The sequence below is a fragment of the Enterococcus sp. AZ103 genome (genome assembly GCF_051714685.1).
GTDB classification, from domain to species: domain Bacteria; phylum Bacillota; class Bacilli; order Lactobacillales; family Enterococcaceae; genus Enterococcus_A; species Enterococcus_A alishanensis.
The window spans coordinates 407,411-429,584 of sequence record NZ_JBIOSI010000002.1 but is presented as its reverse complement, the minus strand read 5'-3'; the positions used below and the strand labels follow the sequence as shown (position 1 = coordinate 429,584).

Below are 22,174 nucleotides of genomic sequence, written 5' to 3'. Positions count from 1 at the left end.
TATCCAAAATCGCTAGAAGAACTAATCAGAAAGCTGCAAAGATTGATAATCGGTAGAATTGAATAGTTTTTATCATTCAAATTATGGTAGCATGAATCAGTTTTAGATTTTGATGTAAGAGATATAAATTTAAACGAATCATTTTTCGTTCACCAAGAAATTGGTGATTTTTTTTCATGGAAAACTTTACTAATTCTATCAAAAAAGATATAATGACTTTAAATAATAGATTAGTCATTAAAGTCATTATGTTTTAGGGAGGGGAAAAATGCCTAGGAGTTTAACGGAGCAAGAAAAAGAGATGCAACGACAATTGTTGTTAAAACATGGAAAAGAATTGAGTTTTCGCTATGGCATTAGTCGTGTGAGTGTCGATGATATTGTCAAAGATGCTGGCGTGGCAAAAGGAAGTTTCTACAATTATTTTTCTTCTAAAGATGATTTTTTGTATCAGTTAATTTTTCAAATTCACGAAGAAGGTTTTGCTGAGGTAAATCAATTAATTGACGTGATCGGGAAATTATCTGCTAGTGAAAAAAGAGCACAAATTAAACGATTTTTCTTAGCTTTGATGAATGATCCGAAGCAACGGTTTTTGTTGAAGGAACGGCAAGAAGTTGAAAATTTCCTAGCCCGTCATTCTAAGGATAGCTTTGCTGAAATAGAAAAAATGGAAATCGATAATTATCAAAAAATTATTGCCAAGTTAAGTTTAGGAGAAAAGAATCCTTTTATTATCCAAAATTATATTCATATTATTTTTTTCGGGGTGAGTCATAAAGAGTTATTGTTTGTTGATTATATTGATGCAACGGTGGAAGTAATGTTAGATGGATTGTTAAATTATTTGGAGTTGTAGGAGGGAAAGTTGATGCTTGTTAAAGACAATTGGCTGCATTGCCCCATCTGTAAAGCCAAGACGCGAAATAAGATTTATGCCAATACAATCGTTAAAAACTTTCCACTTTTTTGCCCGAGGTGTAAAGGTGAAAGTGTGGTAAATGTAAAAGAATATCAGGTTACCGTAATTAAAGAGCCGGACGCTAAGACGCAGAGCCGATAACAAAAAGGAGAAAATCCTTGAAGTTATTGGCTCTTTTTGTTTGTTAGAAAGGAGAAAAAAATGTCATTTATTCAATTAAAAAATGTCAGTCGGCATTATGATGTTGGGACGCAAGTGGTAAAGGCGGCTGATGAGGTTTGTTTTGAAATTAGTAAAGGAGAATTATGTGTTGTACTGGGGCCAAGTGGTGCTGGTAAAACGACAATCTTAAATTTATTAGGTGGTATGGATACGGTGACCAGCGGAGAAATTTTGGTGGCAGGTCAACGAATTGATCAATTAGATGAATATGAGCTAACTGAGTATCGCAGAGTGGAGGTCGGTTTTGTTTTCCAGTTTTACAATTTAATGCCTAGTTTAACTGCTTTAGAAAATGTAGAGTTGGCTCGTCAAGTCAGCCAGAATGCTTTAGAGCCAAGGAAAGTTTTAGCTCGGGTGGGTCTGGAAGATCGGATGGATAATTTTCCAGCCCAGTTGTCAGGAGGGGAGCAGCAAAGAGTTTCAATTGCACGGGCATTATGCAAAAACCCAACGCTGTTGTTGTGCGATGAGCCAACTGGCGCGTTGGATTCTGAAACAGGTGCGCAAGTGCTAAAAACTTTGAAAGATTTAAGTGACAATTTCAATACGACTGTCGCGATTATTACTCATAATGCTCAAGTAGCACCAATTGCTAATCGCGTGATTCGAATGAAAAATGGTCGGATTGATCAAGTGGAAATAAATCCCAATCCTGTATCGGTGGAGGAGATTGCATGGTAAAAAAAATGCTGACAAAAAAACTCTTGCGAGACATGTGGGCAGCAAAATGGCAGTTTTTGTCGATTATTCTTTTGAGCGCGTTAGGTGTAATGGTGTTTGCGGGGTTAGATGCTGGTTGGCGAGATATTGAAGTTTCTTTAAACAAGAATTTCCGCGAACAAAAACTACCAGATTTGTGGGTCTCTTTTTCAACTGTCGATCAAGCAACTGTTTCAAGACTAAACCAAATTGATGGCGTTAAAACCACGCAAGTTCGTTCGAGTTATGAAGCGACTGCGCAAGATTTAAATAATGAGCCCACGATTTTGTTAAATGGTTTTGAAGGAGCAATCAATCTTAGTCAACCTACGGTGATGGCTGGGAAAAGATTGGCAAAAAACGATGCAAGAGCGGGATTGATGGAAAAAAAATTCGCTAAGGCACAAGGATTAACGGTAGGTGATACGGTAAAATGCAGCATTGGAAATATGGAAATTGATTTTTTGATCACCGGATTGATTCAGAGCCCTGAATATATTATGAGTACTAACGACATTGTGCCGAATCCGAAAGTGTTTGGCTATATGTACGTAAATCAGCAGGCTCTCAATTTACCTGCAAATGAAGTATTGGTCATGTTGGAAGATGGTGTAAAAAGTGAAAGTGTAAAACATCAAATTGAAAAAGTTTTTCCTGGGAGTATGGTTCGTGATCGATCTGCGCATCGTAGTACCGATACGGTATTGTCAGAAGTTTCTCAATTTCGTTCTTTTTCCTATGTATTTCCGGTTCTCTTTTTTATGGTCGCCGCTTTAGTGGTCTTAACAACTATTTCAAGAATGGTGGACAATCAGCGTTCGCAGATGGGTATATTAAAAGCTTTAGGTTATAGCAAAAAGAAATTGTATTTTCATTATTTAAGTTATGGCTTTTTTCCATCTTTAATCGGTGGTGTTTTAGGTTTATTTATCGGTAAAACATTAGTAGCAAAAATATTGTGGCAAGCAGAAGCAGGCACTTTCACAATGCCGCAACATTATAGCGCACCGATTTCCGTGCTATCGATATTTGTTTGTTTGCTCTCAATTGGCTTAGCAGTTGGCATTTGTTTTTTCGCTTGTCGTCAACAATTGAAAGAAACTGCTGCTGAGTTACTACGACCAAAACCACCAAAATCTGGAGAACGAATATTGTTGGAACGATTCCGTCATCTTTGGAAGAAAATGTCCTTTAACGGGAAACTAATTAGTCGTAATATGTTTCGGGCGAAAACGCGAAGTTTTATGGCATTGTTTGGGATTTTAAGTTGTACGGCTTTATTGATCAGTGCCTTTGGAATGGAAAATAGTTTTCGTCATTTAGTGGATGTCTATTACGGGGAAACTTATACCTATGATATCAAAGCACAGTTAGAACCAAATCCTGGTTCAATTGAATCTTATCAAAAACGCGTACCGGCAAAAAAAATTGAAGGGATTATGGAGAAACCAGTCAGCTTAGCCGCTGAAGATACTAGTCGTATGGTAAATATGACGGTCGTTGACAATCAACAGAGTTTAATTCATTTCTCTGAAGATAGTTCGAATTTACCGAAAGAAGGGCTTGTGATTACTGAAAAGTTAGCCGAAACTATTGGTCTTTCACGAGGAGAAAAAGTAGCGCTTACTTTGCCTGGTGATACAAAGCCGCTAAATACTTTTATTGCAGATTTCGCATCTTTTGGTACTGGACAAGGTATTTTTATGTCTCGAAGTTTATGGGATAAAAGTGGGAAGGGTGATTTCGTTCCTACTTCGTTATTAATCAAAGGACCCAAAAAAGATATTGCAGCTTATCTTGAGCGCACAAAAACAATTGCTAGATGGTCAACAGTCGAGACTCAAATAGCTGAAACTTTGACTTTGATGGATAGTATGCGAGGTGTGATATTTTTATTAGGCGTTTTTGCTTTATTGTTGGCTTTTGTCGTGATTTATAACATGGGTATCCTAAATTTCGTAGAGAGAACACGTGAATTTGCGACGTTGAAGGTTTTAGGTTATCACAATCGTGAAATCAGGAGCTTAATCATTCGAGAAAACAGTATTCTCAGCTTAGTTGGTGTATTACTCGGGATAATTCCAGGAATATTATTGGCTAATTTGGCATTGAAAGTAGCTGAGCCAGATGATTTTGTGATTAGTGTGGCATTTTCACCCTTGAATATACTATGGTCCTGTCTCATCACATTTATATTTTCGTTAGGTATTCAAATGATATTGGCATGTAAAGTCGCATCGATTGATATGGTTTCTGCGCTAAAAAGTGTCGAGTAAATTTTTTTTCGAAGAAAGGGAGATAGATAATGAAAAAAATGACCAAATTAACTATGTTATTGAGTATTTTAGGCCTAATACTAACTGGCTGTTCCCAAGATAAATCTGAAAATAAAACAACGGCTTCCGAACCTACAATAAAAACTAGTATGTTTGGTAATGTAACTGCTGCAAAATCTTATACTTTATTTGCACCAATTGCTGGAACAATTAATGGATTTGATTTGAATAATGGGCAAGAAGTTAATTTGAATGACCTACTTTTCCAGATTAATTCTGGGGAGGAAACGGCTCAGGTAAATGCTAAAAGTGCCGGTGTGGTAACAAATATTTCAGTTGCTGAAGACCAACCAATTCAAGCAGGGGAACCGTTAGCGATATTGATGGATGATTCCCAAAAAGAATTGTTAGTAGAAGCAGATGAGGTAGATTTAGCTAAAATTAGAGTGGGGGATGCAGTTGATATTGAGTTAGATAGTCAACCCGATGAGCAATACGAAGGGAAAATTGAATACATTTCAGCGATTGGTGAGGAACAGCAAAATGCTACTTATTATGAAGTCCAAGTAAGTTTTAACCCTGATAAAGATGTGCTGTTAGGTATGAGTGCCACAGTTTTTATTCGTAAATGATCTATAGAATAGATGGAAAAACCACGACTGATCAGTCGTGGTTTCGTCTTTTACTAATCCATCAGAGTGGCTACTCGATTCGCTAGATTATCAGAAACACCTCTAATATCAATAACATAGGCTTTGTTAATAATTTCGTTTGCCATTTGTTTTCCTTTGACTGGATCATCCCAATCAAGATCTTGAAAGTGAGTGGGCAGTGGATAAACCGTTACCGTGCCGTCTCCATTATTGTGATAAACAAAGGTACCACCGGCTAAAGGTGAGGCGGAGACAACAGTTACATTTTGTGGAAGATAGCCCCCTGTGTACCAAATTTCAAGAGGAATATTTTGATCAAAGCTAAACTCCCAGACGTTGTTAAGGTAATTATTGATATTGCCGTTGTTATCTTGGACTGTTTTTATGACTACTTTTGCTGCTAATTGTTTGCCATCTTTATACTGATAAGAACTAGGCTCAGAGTTATCAACTTTAAGACCATACCAACCAATATTTTCGTTATGCCAACCAGCATTTATTAAATTATTTTGTTCTGCTAAACTGACTGTATAGTTGTGAGAGCCAGAGATTGCGTTGGGATTGTAGGCGCGATAAACGGCTTCTCCTTGATTTGTATCAGAATACCAGCCGACACCTTCATATTTCCAGCCAGCTTTGACTAAACTATCTCTTTCACTGGCATTTAAAGTATAATGATGATCTGCCGCATTGGCATTATATAAACGATAAACTTCATCACCACTATCAGGTGCGGTCCAACCAATTCCCTCAGTCCACCAGCCTGCACTCATTAGATAATTCCGCTCTTCGATACTTTTGGTGTAAAAATGTTCCCCAGTATTGTGATTGTACAGACGTTGCATCAATTGTCCTTGATTTACTGCGTGACTGGTGTCTGAGAAACTTAATGCTACCGTCGCAGTCAGTGCCAAACTGCCTACCAACAATAAAATCTTTTTCATGTTTTCCCCTCCCTAATATTTATATCTATTAAGTGTACCAATTCTCTAAAATATTGCCTAGTTTTTTATAGGGATATAAATATCAGTCAAACTTTTATCTTTATAATTTTTGGCTGGCTCAGTCACGTATAGTTCAAAGGGAACAGCATCACGGATTTGATCTGGATGATTAAATAACCACTCTTGATACATGTATTGCCAAGCATCACCGTACTCTTTAGCAGATATTTCAAAATGTCCCACCATAAATTTTCCAGAGATATTGGAAATCGTGATCTCACCACTTTCTTCAATTGGTTTATCAGTGGGAATGGTCATAACAACACTGGTTCTTAAATTTTTATCCTGCGTGATAAAAGGATTGTCATCATAAATAGTTAACACCTTTGTCTTATCAGGAACAATCAAGTCATTTTCAGTAGCAAATTCAAATAATTGATGGAACATTTTGCGGCTTTGTTTTCTAAAGACGGAGTAACTTCCTCTGAAGCGAATATAAATAATTTTTAAATCTTCTAATCTTTCAACAGTCATACTTTTTGGTGTAATCATATAATGATCCTCCTATATTTTAAGATAACTTAATTATGAAAGAATCAGTCATTGATTTCTTGTCAATTCTTGCTGTTTACGATATTGTGTCGGGCTAAAACCAAATTGTCGTTTAAAAGCTTTACTGAAGGTACTGCTATCATTGTAGCCGTAATTTAAAGCTACTTCTGTAATTGGAATCGTCTGATTGACGGATATAAAAATAGCTGCCCGTTCCAATTTAAAGCGGGTAATAAATTGATTTAAAGATTCTGTTGCGTATTTTTTAAAAATACGGTGAAAATGAAAATTGGAAAAATGCGCATGAATTGCTAAAACTTCTAAGCTAATCGCTTCACTGAGATGTTGTTCAATATAATCTTCTGTCTTATTTATTAAACGTTGGTACACCTGATGTTTAGATTCTGGTTCATTTTCTGGCACCTGACAACCTCCTTAAAAGAGCTAATAATTTATTTTAACATTTTTTTGTTGTTATTTAGAACCTCTGCTTGTAGCGATCTCAAACTATATAAATGAGTTGTTAAATGCCAATTCATAAAACGGAGTAGGTAGACTATCTTCAGTCAGATCTGTTGTACAAACTTTAGATTTTTGAATAGCTGGGTATTATTGTAATTTATCAAACCACTAATAATTCATTTAATATGTAGTTAACGAAGCATTAATCGATATGCTCCAAAAAAACTGCTAGCCAAGATGGAGAATTTATGTGCTTTTCTTCAAACAGAAAAAAGCCTATCAAGCAGTTTTCAGACTGTTCGATAGGCAATTTGCCATGATAATTTTTAAATTTATTAGCCTTGCAATAATTCTTTTAATCCATCTATCCGTGAAGTAAGTGGACGACCTAGAGCTTGGGTAAAATCATCCGAAGTGACATCTAACTGGCCATTTTTAATATCGTGTTGGAAGGTTAAAAACATTTCTGCCACAGACTGAGGCAATCCATTAGTAACCAGATTTTCGATGAATGCTTGGTCACTACCAGCAATGACCTCAATATCTTTGCCGGTTGCTTCTTTCAAATCTTGAGCCAATTCTCCATAAGTTACCGGTGTTCCAGATAATTCTAAGACCTCAGGGAATTCTCTTGTTGCGACAGCTTTTGCGGCAACTTCAGCATATTCACGTTTTAAAGCCCAGCCAGTTTTACCATTTTCTGCTGCATAAACAAATTTCCCACCTGACAAGGCTGCACCAACAAGCGGTAACTCATTTTCTAAATACCAATTGTTTCGTAAAAAAGTATGGGAAATGCCGGATGCTTTAATCGTTTTTTCGGTGAATAGATGGTCAGCAGCTAAAGCACTAGTTGAATGATCCACATCTGCAAAACTAGTGTAGGCGATAAAAGATACATCGTTAGCTTTAGCAGCATTGACAACATTTTCATGCTCTGCCTGACGATTACCTGGCGCACCAGAAACAAATAAGAGTGCATCGATATCTTTCAAGGCAGCGTTCATTTTTTCAGCATCGCTGTAATCGGCAATCCGCACCTTAAAACCTTCTGTTGTTAATTTTTCTGCTTTTTCTTGGCTGCGGGCCAAAGCAAAAATATTTTCTTGTGGCACTAAATCTTTCAAAAATCCTAAGGCTAATTGTCCAAATCCACCAGTCGCACCTGTTACTAAATAATTCATATCAAATCGCTCCTTTTTCTGTGTTGTATATTTTAAATTTACAAGATTCATCTTAAGCATTATAAATATATAAGTCAAGCAGAAATATTCAATATCCATGATTTTTTTTGAAATAGGCAATAAAAAAACTGTGAAATTCGCTTAACAGCGCCTCTCACAGTTCTTGATTTAAAATTTCCACCCAAATTTCAATTTTTTGAATTTGTTCAGTAGACAACAGATATTTTTCTACCGAAAAAGGCGCGATGTGTATTTTATGGGTAGGTAGCCAGGTCTCTAATAAATATTTTAGTGCCGTATCAATATGTTGCATTGTTGCTGTTTTCAAATCTTCAGCTTCAAAATGGCAGACCACATATTCGCCAGGTTCCATCCGCCATTCTGCTAAATCGGGAACTAAAGTGCCGTCACTTTTTCCTCCTGCGAAATAATTAAAGCTAGCGTCTTTTCCTAAAGTAGTCGGATCGATGCTTTGATCTTTGAGAAATGAGGCACCTAATTCAGGACCATCAGGTAAAATAGCTGGATAATTCTTTTTAACACGATGAAATTTTTTCCATAGTTTTGCTGGACCATCGATGCCTGTTGCCCCCGCGATTGGGATATGACTGGCGATTGATAGGTCGCCTATAAAACCTAGATAAGTTTCAGGCACTGTTAATGTATGGCGCTGGATTTCCAAAACCATCTGGGAAGTAATCAGCGGAACATTTTCATCTACGTCAGTATACATTAGGCGTAATTCTGGTTTGGCGACTTGATTTAGTAAAGGTCTTTCTTGTCTAAATTTTTCAGGAGTCAGGCCGTAAGCTGACTTAAAAGCTTTGGTAAAAACGGCATGACTATGAAATCCTGTTTTTATAGCAATGTCCAAAATCCGATGGTCCGTTTCCAATAAAAGTTGACTAGCTTTTGCCAGTCGTCGCAGTTTTACATATTCTGAAAAAGAGCGACCTACCAATCTTTTAAATAGACGTTGATAATAAAAAGGGGAGAGATGTGCCATTTTTGCTAAATCGACAGCTTTTAAATCCTGTTGTAAATGGTCTTCAATAGAATCAATCGTTTGTTGAATTTCCTGCCAAGTTTCCATAAATACCTCCTTTGTTTTAAAAAAATTTGCAACCAAACGTTAGATTTTTCTTTTTACTGCACGAATGGCTAAGCATTGTTTAATATCAGGTAAGTTATCCTCATTCTTGACGTTAATCATTAACCACTTTTGATCCATTACTTCTTTAGTTGTGTTATTTAAATCTTGTAAATAAGGGGTGGAACTTTCCAATTGTTCGTTAAAATCAGCTTTTTCTTTTTGACTAATTACAATCAAGCAAATAAAATAATTTTCCATCGGATATAAAGTACACAAGCTGCGACCAGCTTTGCGAAATTTTACATTCCAACCGCCAGGATTACAGCCACTATATTCAAAAAGAGGCTTTACATTATAAGTTTGCATAATGTAATCAGTCAACTCATTCCAAAGGGGATTTTGTACAAAATTTGTAACTTGATCCATCGTTGGCTTATTTGCACGATCAAATTTATCCCACATTTTTCTTCACTCCTTTTTCTTTTAGCTTATCATAAAGAAATTTGCGAGATTTGTTCTGTGATGCTCTTTTGAGAACAAAAAAACTGCCGCAACGACAGTTTATTGAAACTATTTTTCCATCGACACAAATGGTGGAAAATGGTCGCCAGATTCTTTGCGAAGTAAGCTAACCGTATCTACATCAAAGCTTTCTCCATCGTAATGATAATGGAGTTTTTCTTGATCTAAATAAAATTTGTGACGAGCTTTAAAGGCGATTGCTTTAAACTTTCCATCGGCAATCGGTTGGTCGCGATACAAAGTCTGGTCCTCCATTAACGATAATACTTGATCTTCTAATTGCACATCATAAATTCCACTGACGATTCCATTGGCAGGCACGTCCTTTCCGGTTGCTGAAATGAAGCGAAAGCTACCGGTAATTTTCCCGCTGCTATGACGTTTTGCTAGTTCAAAACGAAAAAGTCCCACACTGCTGAAATCTTTTCTCAATTTATCAGGTTTACCAGCCGTCATTTCCCAAATTTTTTCATTTGATACAATGAACATGTCCCATTGGCAACTTGATTTATTGTATTTTAAACTGGAAAAGGACATTTGATCACTGTAAACACCTTGCAATTCGCCGTTTTCTAATTCATAGATTAGTTCTTCGGTGGCTAAAGTTTTTCCATCGACATGTTCTTCTAAATAATCAATTAAATCTTTCAAAAAATCCCTCCTAAAATAAAAAAATTCCCTACAAAATAAATTGTAGAGAAAAATGACTATTTACGCAAATCGTTTAAGAATTCTGTTTTACCAGCAGTTTTTTCATCTTTCATCTTGATGACTTTAGCTGGAGAACCTGCAACGACTGCACCAGCAGGTACGTCTTCAGTTACGATGGCACCAGCAGCAACAACCGCATCTTTTCCGACGCGAACGCCTTCTAAAACTACGGCATTGGCACCAACTAAAACATTGTCCTCAATGATAACTGGTGTCGCTGAAGGTGGCTCTAAAACGCCAGCTAAGACTGCGCCAGCACCAATGTGAGCGTGGTTGCCGACAGTTGCTCGTGCGCCTAAAATTGCGCCCATATCAATCATTGTTTCTTCGCCGATGGAAGCCCCAATATTAATTACGGCCCCCATCATAATCACAGCATTATCACCAATCGCTACTCGATCACGGATAAAGGCACCCGGTTCGATTCGAGCATTGATTCCAGTCATATCTAGCATGGGAATCGCTGAATTACGGCGATCATTTTCCAAATAGCTGTCAGTGATTTTCTCTGCATGGTCGGCTAATACATTTTTCACCGCAGCAGCATCACCAATTAAAGTCCAGCTATTGTTTTCACCAAAAAATTGTACTTTGTCAGCTGTTACGTCAGTTAAATTTCCTTGGACATAAGCTTTGACAGGGGTCATTTTTTCAGCATTTTTTATATATTTGGCAATTTCATAAGGGTCAGTAAAATTTGTCATAGTATCCTCATTTCTCATCAATTAATTTTTCCATGTCGTATAGGCCAGCAGGTTTTTTATTTATATATTTGGCTGCTTTTACTGCACCGTTGGCAAATATATTACGGGATAAAGCAAAATGATTCAGCTCAATGATTTCATCGGGACCTGCATAAATCACGGTATGTTCACCGGGAATCGTCCCACCCCGAACAGCATGAATGCCTAGTTCAGATAATGGATTAGTTAAATCATTGCCATGGCGACCATAAATATATTCTTTCTTTTCTTTAACACTGTCATTGACGGCATCCGCTAAAAGTAAGGCAGTGCCGCTGGGGGCGTCTTTTTTCAAATTGTGGTGTTTTTCTACAATTTCGATATTAAATTCGTCTTCTAGTAACGGTGTAATTTCGCGAATGGCTTTCGCTAATAAATTAATACCTAAGGACATATTAGCCGAAAAGAAGACGGCTGTTTCTTTGCTAGCAGCTAATAATGCTTGTTTTTGTTCTTCTTCCAAACCAGTTGTAGCAATTACTACAGGCATTTTTTTCTCAACTGCAAACCCTAAAACTGCTGGTACATTTGAAAAGTGGGAAAAGTCAATGATCACATCTGCTGAAACATTTACGTCAGAAATTTGCGTAAAAGTAGGGAACTCAGCAGTAAAAGATTCACGATCGACACCAGCTACGACTTGCATTTCAGTTTGTTGAGCAATTATTCCTTGCAAAACTTTACCCATTTTGCCATTGGCGCCACTTAATATAACGTCTAGCATATTAACCCTCCAAACCGTACGCTTGCATTTCTTTTTCTAAACGAGCCACTGTTGCCTCAGATGGTTGGCTTAACGGTAAGCGATAATGAGTTTCGGTTCCTTTAAGTAGTCCAACAGCTTTTTTAACTGGAATAGGATTGACTTCAGAGAAAATTGCATGAATCAAAGGAATTTGTGCCAATTGTAATTGACGTGCCCGTTCATAATCGCCGGCTAATAAACGTTTTGTTAATTCGCTGGTCGCTTTTGGAGCTATGTTGGCGATCGTTGAGATCGTGCCAGAACCGCCCAATGCTGTAATGGCTAAGACTTGGTCATCATTGCCAGAATAAATCGCGAAGTTTTGCTCTTCTGCCATGATTTGAGCAATTGTAGCGATTTGCGAAATATCGCCAGAAGCTTCTTTGATGCCCACAATATTTGGAATTGTAGCTAATCTTTTTACCATATGAGGTGGGATATTAAAGTTTGTCCGTGAAGCAACTGAATATAATAAAATAGGCAGTTTGACACTTTGAGCAATTTTTTCATAATGCATGAACAAACCATCTTCATTGGCTTTGTTGTAATAAGGTGTTACTACTAATAAAGCATCTGCGCCCACTCTTTCCGCGCCAGTTGATAATTCGATCGCATGATTGGTGTCGTTAACACCAGTACCGGCAATCACAGGAATTCGGCCATCTACTTTTTTTACTACTGCTTCGATGACAGCAATATGTTCATCATTGGTTAATGTCGATGCTTCCCCAGTCGTTCCACAAGCGACAATTGCATCAGTACCTTGAGAAACTTGCCATTCAGTTAGTTCTTCTAATTGTTTAAAATCGACAGAGCCATCCGCAAAAAATGGGGTGACTAGTGCAACTGCAGAGCCTTCAAAAATTTTCAATCTATACACTCCTCGAAAAAAATATTCTTATTAAGATGATTGAATTATAACTATTATATGAGAAAGTATCAATGATTTTCTAATGAAAACCCAAGTTATTAACAAAAAAATCAGCCTCCCAAGATGGGGGACTGATAATAAAAAAGGTGCAGCAGGAATATAACGAAAGGATTCGATTAAGAGGTTAGAGAATTAGCGGATAATTCTGCACCTTTAGTGAACTGTAACGTAATACATTAGAAATCTTTGAAAACGATTCCTTATAGCTTTATCCTACAGAATTCAGATACTGTAGTCAATAAATTTTCATAAAATAATCATTTTTTATTAAAATTAGGCAAAAGTAGCGATCTATATTATAATATGAAAATAAAAAAATTGGAGTTGATTAAATGCTAGCTTCAGAAATAATTGAATTAGAATCTTTTGTGACACAGACTCGTCGTGATTTGCATCAAATCCCTGAACTGGGTTTAGCTGAAAAAAAAACAGCTGCATATATTCGTCAAAAATTAACCGAATTTGGTATTCAAGAAATTTATGAAGTGATTGAAACTGGAACAATTGCTGTCTTACGAGGAGAAAAAACTGGCAAAACCATTGCTTTTCGTTCAGATATTGATGCGTTACCTGTAGAAGAAGAAACGGGTGTTTCATTTGCCTCAAAAACTAAAGGGAAGATGCATGCTTGCGGACATGATGGACACATGGCGACCTTATTAGCTTTTGCCAAATATTTAACTGCACATCCTGATGAAATTATCGGAACGGTCGTTTTAATTTTTCAGCCAGCCGAAGAGGGTCCTGGTGGAGCGAAGTTAGTTTTAGAAACAGGGATTTTACAAAAATTAGGCGTAGAAAAAATTGTCGGTCTCCATGTTTGGCCAGATTTATCTGCTGGGAAAATTGCTTCACGTCCTCATGGCTTAATGGCAAGAAATGCTGAAGTCACTTTGAAAATTAAAGGCCGTTCCAGTCATGGCGCCCAACCGCAATTAGGGGCAGATGCTATTGTGGCTGCCGGTGGAATTATTTCAGGCCTAAATAGTATTTTAGCGAAAAATATCAATCCTTTAGATGCCGTAGTTTTGAATTTTGGGACGATCCATGGTGGTGAGGCCATGAATATCGTTGCTAAAGAAGTTGAAATGAAAGGTACTTTACGGGCATTTGATGATCGGGTATATGATGAAATCGTTCGACGAATTGAACTTTTAGCTGGAGAGATTGCTAAAGGTTACGGTTGTGAAGCAGAAGTCCAATTTAATCACATGTATCGGGTGGTTGATAATGATCCAGAGATGGTCCAAATTTTAGCTGAAACGACAGCAGAATACTATGAAGAAACGCCGCCTTCTTTGACGGCTGAAGATTTTTCTTTGTATCAAACTGAAATACCAGGATTATTTTTCTTTTTAGGTATTCGTAACGAAGAAAAAGGTTATATTCATCCATTACACAATGGAAAAATGCAATTTGATGAAGCTGCATTGTTGACGGGTGTAGAAACTTACGTACGCTTGTTAAAAGCTTTTAATTAAATAAGTCCGAGAGAAACAGCTGAAACTGTTTCTCTTTTTTAATGCAGCACATATTGAAAGCGCTTAAATTAAATAACGGTTTAAAGACTCAAAAGAGAATCTCATGAAAATATTTTAAAAAAACAAAAAAATTATTTGTATCGAAAAAAATATTTTTATATAATAGATTTGTTGAAGGTGACGAGTCATGCTCTTTTTTTAAAATGTAAGCCCTTTCTGTTTGTCCTTGTGATGCTGTTCACTTTCGAATCATTAATTGCTCAGTCACTTAAGTCTCAGAAAAATGTTTTGAGGAGGAAAAGAATGAAAGCAGAGATGAAAAGCAATTTATTTCAGTACGATGCAAAAACTAAACTATCAGAAGTAGTTCCTTTAGGTATGCAGCACGTTGTCGCAGCAGCCGTTGGAATCGTTACACCCGGAATCATGATTGCCGGAGCCAGCGGAATGGGTGCGGCAGATCGAACCTTAATTATTCAAACTTGTTTAGTTTTTTCTGGTTTTGCTACCTTGATTCAACTTTTTAAACCTTTTGGAATTGGTTCCCGGCTACCAGTGATGATGGGGACTAGTTTTGCCTATGTGCCAATTTTACTTTCTATCACCAATGGAGAAGCTTCAGGTTTTGGCATGATCATTGGTGCTCAGATGGTGGGTAGTATTGTTTCCGTCTTAGTTGGTCTGGGGATTAATAAGATTCGAATATTATTTCCACCTTTGGTTACTGGAACAGTTATTTTGAGTATTGGATTTTCATTATTCGATGTAGCGGTAGGTTATATGGCGGGAGGAAAAGCTAGTCCTACTTTTGGTTCGCTGCAAAATTGGGGCGTCGGCTTAGCGACGTTTGCGATTGTTTTTTTCTTTACGTATTTTGTTAAAGGCGTGTTTAGTCTAGCGTCAATTTTAATTGGTGTAATTGCTGGTTATCTATTATCCATTGCATTGGGAATGGTAGATTTTTCGGCGATTTCAAATGCTGGCTATTTCCAAATGGTTCAGCCATTACATTTTAAACCAGAATTTGAAGTTATTCCCATCGTAACTTTAACTATTATGTTTATTGTAAATGCAGTGCAGGCGATAGGAGATTTGACTGCTTTGACTGTCAGTGGTTTAGATCGTGAACCAACCAATCAAGAATTAGGCGGCGGTATCATCGGAAATAGTATTACAACTTTTGTAGGGGCGTTTTTCGGAGCATTACCTACAGCAACTTTTAGTCAAAATATCGGTTTGGTTTCTGTTACTAAAGTGGTTAATCGTGGCGTTTTCTTGTTTGCATCAGTTGTTTTAATGATTGCTGGATTTGTGCCTAAAATTTCAGCCTTATTGACGACTATTCCACAAGCCGTAATTGGTGGGGCTACTATTGCGGTATTTGCTTCAATCTCCATGACAGGAATGAAAATGATTGCTTCGGCTGGTTTTTCTCGAATTAATACAGGTATCATCGGCTTATCGTTAGCTTTTGGGATTGGAATCCCATTGACAACAGGTTCATTGGCTGGTCCAGGATTTCCTGCTTGGGTCGATCAAATTTTTGGTGGTTCTGAAGTAGTTCTTACCACAATTATCGCGATTATTTTGAATTTATTATTAAATCATACAAAAGTGGGACGTGAAAAAGCCTAAAAATTGCCAGAGCATAAAATTGCTCTGGCTTTTCTCTTATTGATTTTCTAACATTTCTTTCGCATAAGCTAAGGCTTTTCCACTGTAGGCTGCACCAGGTCCGCCAGACATACCAATTGCAATTTTTGCTACATCAGCTAGCTCTTCAAAAGTTGCGCCAGCTTTAATCGCTAAACCGACATGTGTGATGATGCAACCTTCGCAACGAGCACCAATAGCTACGCCTAAAGTAATTAGTTCTTTCGTTTTGGCATCAACGGCACTTTCCTCGTTAATCGCTTGTGCCATTCCCTTAAATGCTTGACCGGTACTTCCGATGGCTTCCATCAAAATCTTATTTTGTTGCGCCATTTCTTGTTGGGTTTCTGCTAAACTCATAAAATACCTCCTATTATTTGATGAATTTATTATAACACAAACGTTTTCAATCAATTAATAAAACATCTTTCAAACTATATTCCCGACGAATTTGATTAGGTAATTTTTCCGCAATTAAATAAGTTAAATCATCAATTGGTCCGACAATTGCATGACTGACAGTACTAAACTTATCAGTTGTGGCCATGCCTAAAACTTCAGTAGCACACCTTGTCATTTCTTGTTTAATTTCTGCCTCAGCTATCGTAGGGACACTTGTTCCTGCATCTAAATCAAGATTATATACCCCCATTACATAAAGATCGGCCCGAATTTGTTTGAGACTCTTATAAGTTGTTACCCCAATATTAATCATTGATTGTTTATAAAATTCTCCCCCCAGATTAATTACTTCTAAATTTTTATGCTGGGACAATGCCATTGCAATCGGTGGACTGTTAGTGATAATCCGTCCTCTAAAATCTAGCGGAATTTCGTTGGCTAAAGCTAGATTAGTCGTACTACCATCGATGATAATGACACTGTCTTCTTTTAGAAACGGCAAGGCTTTTTTGGCTAACGCTGTTTTTTTGTCGTTGTCTAGATTAATCCGAAAGCTAAAATCAGTAACAGGAGGCCCTACCCGTAATGCGCCACTATGAACACGTTTTAAAAGGCCTTTACTATCTAGTTCCTTTAGATCACGGCGAATTGTGTCTTCAGAAACTTCCAAGCGAGCACTTAAATCACTGGCAATGACTTTTTGTTCGGAATTTAAAATATCGATAATTGTCTGCTGTCTTTCCTCTTTTAACATTTTTTTAGCACCTACTTTAAGTCTTTTTTATATTTTCTCATTTTTGCGGTTTGTCGTCAATTTTTCAATATTTTGCATGATTAAAAGCATTAACATGCAAATTATATAATTTATTTTGCATGTTTGTATTGATTTATATTTAATGAGCGTTTACAATGAAAGCAATTAAGAGAGGAGATATATAAAAATGACGAAAGATATTGTGCTGTCACCGTCAATTATGTGTGCTGATTTGGTTAATTTAGAGAATGATATTCGTGAACTGGAGAAAAATGGTTTAAATACCTTGCATATCGATGTGATTGATGGCGATTTTTCTCCCAGTATGCCTTTAGGTTTAGAGACGATTAAGCGGATGCGGGAAATTACAAAAATGAATTTTGATATTCATATTATGTCCACAAATAACGAATTTTTCATTCAAGAAATGCTGAAAATTGGCGTGGAAAGCATCACTTTTCACCTAGAAACCAGTTTACACGTAGATCGGTACATTCAATTAATTAAAAATACCGGTACCAAAGTAGGTGTAGCTTTAAATCCAGCGACTCCTTTGTCAGATTTAGCTTATGTTTTACCTGATTTAGACTTGGTCTGCTTGATGCTTATTAATCCTGGTTTTGCAGGTAATAAGAATGAAAAGCAAGTTCCTTATGCGCAACAAAAAATTATTGATCTGAAAACATTAATCGAGAAAAATAGTTTAACGACTGCTATTCAAGTAGATGGCCGGGTCTCACTAGCATCTATACCGGATCTAATTAAGGCAGGTGCCAATAATTTAGTGTTAGGAAGCACCAGCTTATTTATTCCGGATAATACTTTAACGGAAAATAAAGCAACTTTGATGAAAGTGATTGGAGGATAAACATGTCATTTAACCAAGTACAAAAAGAAGTTTTATCAGAATTAATTTCTACTTTAGAAGCAGTTTCAAATGAACAGGTTGATCAATTGATTGGTGCAATCGAGCAAGCTGATCGTGTATTTTTTGTAGGAGTTGGTCGGGTTTTATTATCATTAGAAGCAGTTGCCAAGCGTCTAGCACATCTAGGTGTAGATACTGTAGTAGTGGGTCAGATTACTGAACCAGCGATTACTGAAAATGATTTATTGATTGTTGGCTCTGGTAGTGGGGAAAGTTTATTTCCATTAGGAATTGCTAGAAAAGCCCGATCCTTTAATGCTAAAGTTGCCCATATCGGTGCCAATCCTAAGAGTTCCATGGGCGAGTTGACAGATTATTTTGTGCGAATTCCTGTTCAAACAAAACTAAATTTACCAGGAGAAATCCCTTCAATTCAACCGATGACTAGTTTATTTGAACAAAGTTTATTGTTGTTAGGAGATACAATCGCATTAATGATAATTCAGAAAAATCAGATTGATATGCCGAAGTTGTGGCAGTATCATGCAAACTTGGAGTAGGTGAGAAAAATGAAAGCAGTCCATATCGGTGCAGGAAGTATTGGTCGTGGATTTATTGGTGAGGTTTTACATGAGAATGATTTTGAGGTTTCTTTCTTGGATGCGAATCAGAACTTAATTGATCAGTTAAATCAGGATGGCTTTTATCAAATTGAGTATTTAACTGAAAATCCGATAATGAAAAAAATCGATCGGATAAAGGCGATAAATAGTATAAGTGACCGAGAACAAGCAGTTCAGGAAATTACAGCAGCTGATTTAATAACAACTTCAATTGGTGCCAGTCATTTGGATAAAATTGCCTCATTGATCAAGGAAGGTATTTTAGCACGAAAAAAGCCTATTAATATTTTAGCAAATGAAAATATGATTAATGCTAGTACAAAATTGAAAGAAAAAGTTTTTAAAATATGTAATGAAACAGAAAAAGAAGAAATCAATAGATTGGGCTTTTTCGTTGATACTGCAATTGATCGGCAATCCTTTACGAAAGTAATTACTGGCCGCAGCATAGCGCAAGTGGAACCTTATTATGAATGGGTAATTGACCAAAAACAAATGGCACCTGATACATCTTTTAATTTAACAGGTGTAACTTTTGTCGAAAATATGGCGCCCTATATTGAAAGAAAGCTATTTATTGTTAATGCTTCGCATGCTGCCTTAGCTTATTTAGGAGCTGTAACAGGTTATAAAACGGTTCAGGACGCTTTTCAAGATCCCGTTATTAGTGAAAAAGTTCGCCAATTTATGACTGAAAATCGGGCTTATTTTGTGGGAAAATATCAAATGAATCTATCAGAATTATTGTCTTTTAGTGAAAAAACTTTAGTTCGCCATGGTAATCCGAATTTATCAGATGATGTCAACCGAGTGGGCAAAGATCCATTAAGAAAATTAAGCCCTCATGACCGTCTAGTCGGACCAGTAAGCCAACTAGTCAAACTAGGATTACCTCACCAAACAGGTATAGAAGTTATTGCTGCTGGTTTTTTATTTCAAGCCAAAGAAGATGAAAGTGCACAATTACTACAAAAAAATATTCAAGCAAACGGTATCACTGAGGTGGTTAGAGAAATTACCCAATTACCGGAACAAACTATCAATGAGATTGTCCAGCAATACCAAAATTTCAAGTAAAGGAGGAGTAAAAATTGTTAGCAAAATATTTAGTCGGAAATTGCCAATTTGTTGATAGCGTGTCTAGTTGGCAGGAGGCAATTGATTTAGCTGCCCAACCACTGCTTAAAACCCAGACAATTGAAAATCGCTATATTCAAGCTATGATCGAGAGTGTTGAAGTAAATGGTGCATATATGGTTTTGTTACCAGAAATTGCTATGCCCCATGCAAGACCAGAACTGGGAAGTTTAAAAAATGGTTTAAGTTTTTTAAAGCTAGAGGAAGCGGTCTATTTTCCTAAAGAAATTCCAGTCAAAATATTTTTTGTTTTAGCAGCAGAGACTAGCGAGGGTCATCTAGATATGATTGCTAGTTTAGCTGAGTTATTCAGTAATGAGGAATTAACAGAACAGTTAAAAACAATAAAAAATGAAGCGGATTTATTATCTTTAATTAATTAAGTTAGGAGATGTGAACATGGAAAATTCAGTAAATGATCAGCCAAAAAAAGTGTCTACTCGTGCGCGTGTACAAGCTTTTGGTGGTTTTTTGACAAACATGGTTTTACCAAACATTGGTGCTTTTATTGCTTGGGGGATTGTAACCGCTCTCTTCATACCGACAGGTTGGTTTCCCAATGAGTCATTAAATGAACTTGTAAGTCCGACTGTATCTTATTTATTGCCATTATTATTAGCGTATACAGGTGGGCGAATGGTAGGTGGTCAACGGGGAGCCGTATTAGGGTCTTTAGGAACAATAGGTTTGATTATCGGTGCGGATATTCCGATGTTTTTAGGTGCAATGGTTGTTGGACCTTTAGGTGGCTGGATTATGAAAAAAACCGATAAGTTCTTAGAAGATAAAATTCCGGCCGGTTTTGAAATGGTAGTCAATAATTTTTCAATCGGTATTCTCGGTTTCATTTTGATGGTATTATCTTTTTCAGTTATTGGACCAACGATTCAATCCGCAAATAATTTTGTCACCAGTGCGATTGAGGCATTAGTCTCTACAGGTTTCTTACCATTACTTTCGTTAATCAATGAACCAGCAAAAGTTTTATTTCTAAATAATGTGATTGACCAAGGTGTTTACTATCCATTAGGAATGCAACAAACACTAGAAGCCGGAAAATCTATTTACTTTATGGTAGCTTCAAACCCTGGACCTGGATTAGGATTATTATTAGCTTATTCGTTCTTTGGGCAAAAAGCAGCCAAACGAACAGCGCCAGGTGCGATTATTATTCATTTCTTTGGTGGCATTCATGAAATGTATTTTCCTTATGTTCTAATGAAACCAATTACAATTATTGCAATGATTCTAGGTGGTATGGCCGGAACCATGACTTTCCAATTATTTGGAGCAGGCCTAGTAGCTGGTCCAAGTCCTGGTTCAATCTTTTCTTATCTAGCTTTGACACCAAGAGGGAATTTTGTGGGCGTAATCGCCGGAGTCATAGTAGCAACGGCAGTATCCTTCTTGGTAACATCTTTTATATTGAAATTAGATAAAAAAGAAGATGATGAGCTTTTTGCAGAATCAGTAGAGAAATCTAAAGGAATGAAAGCTGAAGGGAAAGAATTATTAAATAATAACAAAGAAGATAAATTAGCATCCACCTTCCATAAAATTTCTTTTGCTTGTGATGCTGGCATGGGTAGTAGCGCGATGGGTGCAACAACCTTTAAAAAGAAATTGCAAAAAGTCGGTATTGAAGATGTAGAAGTGAAACATTATCGTATTGAGGATGTTCCAGAAGACAGTGATTTAATCGTGGTTCATCAGGATTTAGCTGAAAGAACAGAAAAGGCACATCCTAACACAAAGATTGTTACCTTAAAAAATTACCTACAAGATCCAGTAATTGATCAGCTGGTTGAAGATGTGAAAGAATCCAAAGAGAAAAAATAATTTTTTTGATGAGATTAAGTGAAAAGATTTTAGAATCAAATTTTGAATTGAGAACTTTCTTAATATTAATCACTTAATCACTTCGTACTTGGGAAAAAAATTTAAATTCTTTATAGGTAAGTTGGTTATTCTAATAATCTGGCTTTTACAGAAATGGTAAGTGAGGTTCAAGTAATATAGTAAGAAACAAAATCTCTTGTTTATTTTATATTGTCAAGAAATCCTTAAGTAAGGTACACTGCAAGTATGAAAATAAGTGAGGGGATATTTTATGGCGTTATTTTTGCAAGAGGAGAGTTTTTGTCAATTTTTAGCTAGTAAGTTTACTGACCGTCAGTTTTCGTTGGGTCATTCGGTGATTTCCATCAATGTAGTCAGTCTAAGTCCGATTATGAGTTGCCTCTATTATAGTGAAAATTTCTTTGCGGCTGCTAAATATAATCGTCAACTGGAAGTTTTCACGGATTATTTATTGGTAGATCAATCAGAAATTGTTAGTAAAGAGCTAACCAAGCAAGGTCTGAACTATCAGTTAACCATTGAAACACAAGAGAAATTAGCCAATGATCAACATTTAAAATTGTCATTCAATCTATCATCCATGACAGGAACAAAGTGGCATAAACAAAATCTAAAAAATATTGTTGCTAGTTTTAGTGAATAGTTAAAAAATCCGAGATTGCCGTCTCGGGTTTTTAATTTAGATTGGCAAAAGACCGAGCGTTGTCTATAATGAAGAAAAGTGTTTCAAAAAAGGG

At 36.6% G+C, this 22,174-nt stretch carries 25 protein-coding genes; 13 read left to right on the top strand and 12 right to left on the bottom strand.

Going from position 1 to position 22,174, the window contains the following annotated elements; all coding sequences use genetic code 11:
- Nucleotides 1–268: 268 nt before the first annotated feature.
- Genes ID741_RS16685 through ID741_RS16665 form a run of 5 tightly spaced genes read left to right on the top strand, consistent with a single transcriptional unit; the run spans nt 269 to nt 4,751 of the window.
- Complete coding sequence (locus tag ID741_RS16685) at nt 269–859, top strand: TetR/AcrR family transcriptional regulator (RefSeq protein WP_438720849.1); 591 nt, start codon at nt 269–271, stop codon at nt 857–859.
- A 12-nt stretch (nt 860–871) separates the two neighbouring features.
- Nucleotides 872–1,063: a cysteine-rich KTR domain-containing protein gene (locus ID741_RS16680; protein WP_218325594.1), complete on the top strand. Its 192-nt coding sequence runs from the start codon at nt 872–874 to the stop codon at nt 1,061–1,063.
- Nucleotides 1,064–1,123: 60 nt separating this feature from the next.
- The gene (locus ID741_RS16675) at nt 1,124–1,825 is read left to right on the top strand and encodes an ABC transporter ATP-binding protein (protein ID WP_438720848.1); all 702 of its coding nucleotides are present in this window, start codon (nt 1,124–1,126) and stop codon (nt 1,823–1,825) included.
- The gene (locus ID741_RS16670; protein ID WP_438720847.1) at nt 1,819–4,119 is read left to right on the top strand and encodes an ABC transporter permease; all 2,301 of its coding nucleotides are present in this window, start codon (nt 1,819–1,821) and stop codon (nt 4,117–4,119) included. The genes ID741_RS16675 and ID741_RS16670 overlap by 7 nt, the downstream gene beginning before the upstream one ends.
- A 29-nt stretch (nt 4,120–4,148) precedes the next feature.
- Nucleotides 4,149–4,751 carry an HlyD family efflux transporter periplasmic adaptor subunit gene (locus ID741_RS16665; protein WP_438720846.1) on the top strand — a complete coding sequence of 201 codons (603 nt, stop codon included), beginning with the start codon at nt 4,149–4,151 and terminating at the stop codon, nt 4,749–4,751.
- Nucleotides 4,752–4,804: 53 nt separating this feature from the next.
- Here ID741_RS16665 and ID741_RS16660 read toward each other — a convergent pair whose 3' ends face one another.
- From ID741_RS16660 to dapA, 10 genes are all read right to left on the bottom strand, one after another.
- Nucleotides 4,805–5,716, bottom strand: a complete 912-nt coding sequence (locus tag ID741_RS16660; RefSeq protein WP_438720845.1) for a hypothetical protein — start codon at nt 5,714–5,716, stop codon at nt 4,805–4,807.
- A gap of 57 nt (nt 5,717–5,773) precedes the next feature.
- Nucleotides 5,774–6,268 carry an AraC family transcriptional regulator gene (locus ID741_RS16655; protein ID WP_438720844.1) on the bottom strand — a complete coding sequence of 165 codons (495 nt, stop codon included), beginning with the start codon at nt 6,266–6,268 and terminating at the stop codon, nt 5,774–5,776.
- Between the two features lie 48 nt (nt 6,269–6,316).
- Nucleotides 6,317–6,691, bottom strand: coding sequence for a helix-turn-helix transcriptional regulator (locus ID741_RS16650; protein ID WP_438720843.1), 375 nt, complete (start codon nt 6,689–6,691; stop codon nt 6,317–6,319).
- 374 nt (nt 6,692–7,065) lie between these two features.
- A complete protein-coding gene (locus ID741_RS16645) occupies nt 7,066–7,914 on the bottom strand; it encodes an SDR family oxidoreductase (protein WP_438720842.1) in 849 nt (282 codons plus the stop codon).
- A 154-nt stretch (nt 7,915–8,068) separates the two neighbouring features.
- Nucleotides 8,069–9,007 (bottom strand): helix-turn-helix domain-containing protein, encoded by a 939-nt coding sequence (locus ID741_RS16640; RefSeq protein ID WP_438720841.1) that lies wholly within the window; start codon nt 9,005–9,007, stop codon nt 8,069–8,071.
- Between the two features lie 39 nt (nt 9,008–9,046).
- Nucleotides 9,047–9,469 carry a DUF3788 domain-containing protein gene (locus ID741_RS16635; protein WP_438720840.1) on the bottom strand — a complete coding sequence of 141 codons (423 nt, stop codon included), beginning with the start codon at nt 9,467–9,469 and terminating at the stop codon, nt 9,047–9,049.
- A gap of 108 nt (nt 9,470–9,577) precedes the next feature.
- Nucleotides 9,578–10,180, bottom strand: coding sequence for a hypothetical protein (locus ID741_RS16630; protein WP_438720839.1), 603 nt, complete (start codon nt 10,178–10,180; stop codon nt 9,578–9,580).
- 56 nt (nt 10,181–10,236) lie between these two features.
- On the bottom strand, nt 10,237–10,944 hold the full coding sequence (gene dapD, locus ID741_RS16625; protein ID WP_438720838.1) for a 2,3,4,5-tetrahydropyridine-2,6-dicarboxylate N-acetyltransferase: 708 nt from the start codon (nt 10,942–10,944) through the stop codon (nt 10,237–10,239).
- 7 nt (nt 10,945–10,951) lie between these two features.
- Complete coding sequence (gene dapB, locus ID741_RS16620; RefSeq protein WP_438720837.1) at nt 10,952–11,707, bottom strand: 4-hydroxy-tetrahydrodipicolinate reductase; 756 nt, start codon at nt 11,705–11,707, stop codon at nt 10,952–10,954.
- Nucleotide 11,708: 1 nt separating this feature from the next.
- Complete coding sequence (gene dapA, locus ID741_RS16615) at nt 11,709–12,599, bottom strand: 4-hydroxy-tetrahydrodipicolinate synthase (RefSeq protein ID WP_438720836.1); 891 nt, start codon at nt 12,597–12,599, stop codon at nt 11,709–11,711.
- Between the two features lie 392 nt (nt 12,600–12,991).
- Here dapA and ID741_RS16610 point away from each other — a divergent pair, with 392 nt between their 5' ends.
- Both ID741_RS16610 and ID741_RS16605 read left to right on the top strand, forming a co-directional pair.
- A complete protein-coding gene (locus ID741_RS16610; RefSeq protein ID WP_438720835.1) occupies nt 12,992–14,140 on the top strand; it encodes a M20 metallopeptidase family protein in 1,149 nt (382 codons plus the stop codon).
- 303 nt (nt 14,141–14,443) lie between these two features.
- Complete coding sequence (locus ID741_RS16605; RefSeq protein ID WP_218325609.1) at nt 14,444–15,775, top strand: uracil-xanthine permease family protein; 1,332 nt, start codon at nt 14,444–14,446, stop codon at nt 15,773–15,775.
- Between the two features lie 36 nt (nt 15,776–15,811).
- On the opposite strand, the gene ID741_RS16600 is transcribed toward ID741_RS16605, so the two are convergent.
- Together ID741_RS16600 and ID741_RS16595 are read right to left on the bottom strand one after the other, a co-directional pair.
- Nucleotides 15,812–16,153, bottom strand: coding sequence for a carboxymuconolactone decarboxylase family protein (locus ID741_RS16600; protein WP_438720834.1), 342 nt, complete (start codon nt 16,151–16,153; stop codon nt 15,812–15,814).
- A 46-nt stretch (nt 16,154–16,199) separates the two neighbouring features.
- Entirely contained in the window at nt 16,200–16,949 is a 750-nt protein-coding gene (locus ID741_RS16595; protein ID WP_438720833.1) for a DeoR/GlpR family DNA-binding transcription regulator, read from the bottom strand.
- 187 nt (nt 16,950–17,136) lie between these two features.
- Between ID741_RS16595 and ID741_RS16590 the strand changes: the two genes are divergently transcribed.
- The 6 genes from ID741_RS16590 (at nt 17,137) to ID741_RS16565 (ending at nt 22,080) form a co-directional block, all read left to right on the top strand.
- On the top strand, nt 17,137–17,817 hold the full coding sequence (locus ID741_RS16590; protein ID WP_218326147.1) for a ribulose-phosphate 3-epimerase: 681 nt from the start codon (nt 17,137–17,139) through the stop codon (nt 17,815–17,817).
- A gap of 2 nt (nt 17,818–17,819) precedes the next feature.
- Entirely contained in the window at nt 17,820–18,377 is a 558-nt protein-coding gene (gene hxlB / locus ID741_RS16585) for a 6-phospho-3-hexuloisomerase (protein ID WP_438720832.1), read from the top strand.
- A gap of 9 nt (nt 18,378–18,386) precedes the next feature.
- A complete protein-coding gene (locus tag ID741_RS16580; protein ID WP_438720831.1) occupies nt 18,387–19,517 on the top strand; it encodes a mannitol-1-phosphate 5-dehydrogenase in 1,131 nt (376 codons plus the stop codon).
- A 14-nt stretch (nt 19,518–19,531) separates the two neighbouring features.
- Nucleotides 19,532–19,960, top strand: coding sequence for a PTS sugar transporter subunit IIA (locus tag ID741_RS16575; RefSeq protein ID WP_438720830.1), 429 nt, complete (start codon nt 19,532–19,534; stop codon nt 19,958–19,960).
- A gap of 16 nt (nt 19,961–19,976) precedes the next feature.
- Nucleotides 19,977–21,416, top strand: coding sequence for a PTS mannitol transporter subunit IICB (locus ID741_RS16570; RefSeq protein WP_438720829.1), 1,440 nt, complete (start codon nt 19,977–19,979; stop codon nt 21,414–21,416).
- Between the two features lie 271 nt (nt 21,417–21,687).
- Entirely contained in the window at nt 21,688–22,080 is a 393-nt protein-coding gene (locus ID741_RS16565; RefSeq protein WP_218325619.1) for a hypothetical protein, read from the top strand.
- Nucleotides 22,081–22,174: the final 94 nt, after the last annotated feature.